2 protein-coding genes are annotated in these 3,842 nt (G+C 54.6%); both read right to left on the minus strand.

What is annotated here, in order from left to right:
* Positions 1-2,914 (minus strand): DUF6273 domain-containing protein (locus tag ACJROR_RS05295; protein ID WP_406546183.1); only part of this gene is annotated, 2,914 nt, incomplete at its 3' end.
* 99 nt (positions 2,915-3,013) lie between these two features.
* Positions 3,014-3,842: ABC transporter ATP-binding protein (locus ACJROR_RS05300; RefSeq protein WP_406546184.1), on the minus strand; the 829-nt coding region annotated here is incomplete at its 5' end.

Here is a 3,842-nt window from a genome sequence, read left to right on the forward strand (position 1 = left end):
CGGGCCGCACGGTGATGAGATGGTCAAAGACATAGCAGCCGTCAGCGTGGAGCTCGCCGTCCGCGCATACGCTCGATGCGCGGCACGCCTTGATGCCCGGAGAACGCAGCCACCAATAGCAGCAGCGTTTGCCGTCAAGGAGGTCATAAGAATGGTTGCTGTACCTTTTTTCTGCTGCATAGAGGGTAGGAATGCATTTCCGGGACTCCCTGTCCTTAAAAAGAAAGCTGTCATCGCCAAGGGAATTTTTATCCGGATTTTTGACCTTGAATCTGCTCCTGGCTTCGGCAAGGCTCAGGCAAAACACCCGATCCTCGGTGCTGTTTCCGCCAATGGCGCCGTTCAGCGGATTATCGTCATTGGGGAGCATCGTTACCGCAATCCTCTCCCGCTCCTCGGGAGAAAAGGCGGTCATGAGAAATTCCCCGTTCAGCCATTTCCGAAGATCGCAGTTTTCCCAGGTAATGTCAGTATATTCATGGTGGTACGGCCTTGAGTCCAGTCCGTACCGGGAAAGAAGAAGCGTCCGTCCTCCGGATTTTTTCAGGGGCAGCCACTCTATGGGAGTTTTCTCGCTGCCGTTCTCCTGGTAATAGCTCCCAAAGCAGACATATTCATCAGGCTTGATTGCTTTCAGATTATCCGGATTTACCCAAATGGCGGGCCGCGCCGCGAAGCTTTTATTTCCGACCCAGTACCCCTCCTGGCAAAATAATCTGTTCGCTTCGACGAACGCTGCCATGTGCTGACTGTCTCCCGGCGACCGGAGCCACCAGCAGCAGCTTCCGAACTCGATATATTCGGCAGTGCTGTCTTCAAAGGCGCCTTTTTTAATTGCATACGGCGTGGGATCGCATTTTCGGAACTCCCGGAGGCCCTTTTTCGCTTTGGAAAGATCCCGGGCTTCCTTAAGGCTCAGACAAAACACCCGATCCTCCGTGCTGTTTCCTCCTCTGGAGCCATTAGTGGCTCTGCCGGCATTAGGAAGCTCGGTAACCGCAATCTTTTCCTGTTCTGCCCCAGTAAAAGCCGTCCTGAAAAACTCCCCGTTCAGCCACTTTCGAAGGTCGCAGTTTTCCCAGATAATGTCAGTATATTCATGATGGTACGGCACGGAGTCCAGTCCGTACCGGGAAATGAGAAGCGCCTTCCCGGCGCTGATGTCCAGGGTGATCCACTCTATGGGAGTTTTTTCGCTGCCGTTCTCCTGATAATAGCTGCCAAACTCGACGCGGTCTCCCTTCTTAATTTCCGGCGGCGGTTCTTTTCGGATCGACTTCCTGTCTTCGGTGTTAACGAGCTCGAGCTTTGGCTCAAGCCTGACTGGTCTTACACCGCTCCGGCTGACCCATAAGGCCGGCCGTACGCCAAATAAGGAACTGACGTCTCCATGTTCTTCCGAGGAGCCGTCTGATTCCACAAACATGGCGCCGTACCAGGGAATGGAGTCCCGCAGCCACCACAAACTATAGCCCAGATTGTCCTCGTCATCTTCCTCGATATAGGCCCCTTTATTTGCGGCATACGGTGTTGGAGCGCATTTCCGGCCCCTTTTCTTCAGAGTGAGGCTTGCTTCCTGAAAGCTCAGGCAAAATACCCGATCCTCGGCGCTGTATCTTCCGAAGTCCCCGTATAAATCGTTATGAAGATTCGTTACCGCAATCTTCTCCTGTTCCTCTGCGGTAAAGGCGTTCCTGAGAAACTCGGTGTTCAGCCATTTCCGGAGATCGCAGTTTTCCCAGTTCACATGCCTGGGCGAGGTAGACCGCTTATAGTCGTACGGCTGGCAGTCCAGAACATAACGGGAAACCAGAAGGATTTCGGTCTTGTTCTTTTTCAGGGCTACCCACTCTATGGGAGTTTTTCTGCTGCCGCTTTCCTGGTGATAGCTGCCAAACTTCACCAGATCTCCGTGCCTGATATTCGTCGGAGCTGCAGGCCTGACCGGTTTTAAAGCATCCTGATCCGCCCATAAAACGGGACGCACAGCACGACAATGTTCTGCCCAGGCGTGATATAGCGAACCATCCCAGTTGATTACCGAGGCGCTCTTAGGGAGACTTCCGGGCGATCGCAGCCACCAGTCAGTGCCTTTGCCAGTAAGAAAATAATCATTGGCTCCTTTATCATCTGCGTACAGCGTTGGCACGCATTGTCTGGCCCGGGCGTTTTTAAAAAGATTCTCCGCTTCTGAAGCACTCAGGCAGAAGACACGATCCTCCGTGCTGTTTTCGTCTCTGGAACCATCCTCGGCGCCATCCTCAGCATTGTCATGAGACGCTATCTTTGTTACAGCAATCTTCTCCTGCTCCTCTGGGGTAAAGGCGTTCCTGAGAAACTCGGTGTTCAGCCATTTCCGGAGATCGCAGTTTTCCCAGGTGACGTCAGCTTCTTCATGATGGTATTCCCTGTAGTCCAGTCCGGAGCGGGAGATAAGAAGCACTCTCGAGCCGGAGGTTTCCAGCACCAGCCAGACTATGGGAGTTTTTTCAGCGGAGTTTTCCTGATAATAGCTGCCGAACTCGACATAGCCGCCCTTCTTAATTTTTGGGCTGGATGCTTTCCGGGAGGAAGCCTTCCCCGTTCCCCTGCCTGCCTCTTTCACATCATTTTCAGCCTTTTCCGGTTTGAGAGAGGCGATGTTGACGCTCTTGTCAGCAAGCTTTCCCGTGCTGTCTTCGATCTTAACCGTAATGCCGAATGCGTCTTTAAACTGCTTTTCGGCAGCGCCGACCTCCATGCTGTTCCGGATCTCCAGGTCGCCAGTTTCAGCGGCGCCGCCCTTTCTGAAAGAAGCCAGAGAAGCTGAATCCTCCGCCAGGCGACTTCCGTTATATACCCGGGCCCCGATGCCAAACTCTTCCTTAAACATGGCTTTAAGCCCGGAAACGACAGTATTTCCGCTTACTTTCATGGCAAAATCCTTTTTTGGTTCAATCCAGCGCAGTCTTGCAGCATCCTTTCCCGGTATCTCTGGCGTCATCTTCTCCGGGACTGGAGAGATGATTCGAAATCAGGTAGCCTCTCCGGCATACTGGCTCCGGAAAAGCTTCCGGTAGATCCCGTCCCGGGCCATGAGATCATGGTGCCGCCCTTCCTCGGCAATGCGGCCGTGATCCATGACGATGATGCGATCCGCATCCAGAATGGTGGAAAGCCGATGCGCCACGATAAGGCAGGTGCGTTTTCCGGTGAGGGTCTTAAGAGCTTCCTGAATATGCCTTTCCGTGCGGGTGTCCAGACTCGAGGTGGCTTCGTCCAGGATCAGCGCCGGAGGATCCGCCACATAGGCCCGGGCCGCGGAAAGAAGCTGTCTTTCCCCCTGGGAGAGCCGGGAACCGGCATTGGCAAGTTCCGCGTCAAGACCTCCGGGGATCCGGGCTATCAGGGCGTCCGCGCCGCATTCCCGGAGCTTTTTATGAAGCTCCTCTTCCGAAATCTCCGGAGCTCCGGCGGTAAGATTGCTTCTCAGGGTATCAGTAAACAGCACCGTATCCTGAAGCACGGTGCCCAGAGTTTTCCGGAGGGATTTTACCGCAAACTCTCTGATATCCCGGCCGTCCAGGAGGATCACCCCGGAATCAGGCTCGTAAAACCGCAAAAGAAGGCAGATGAGGGTGGATTTTCCGCTTCCGGTGGCTCCCGCCAGGGCAACCTTTTCACCCGGGGCGATGCGAAGACTGAAATCCTTAAGCACCGGAGTCCCCGGAACGTAGGAAAATGTTACCCCGCGGAACTCCAGTTCCCCTCGGACGCCGGCAGGAACCTCTGCTCCGGCCGCGCTTTCCCGGGGAAGATCCATGATCTCGAAGATCCGTTCCGCCCCGGCGAGAGCGGTCTGG

Source organism: Succinimonas sp., assembly GCF_045225735.1.
In the GTDB taxonomy this organism is placed as follows: domain Bacteria; phylum Pseudomonadota; class Gammaproteobacteria; order Enterobacterales; family Succinivibrionaceae; genus Succinimonas.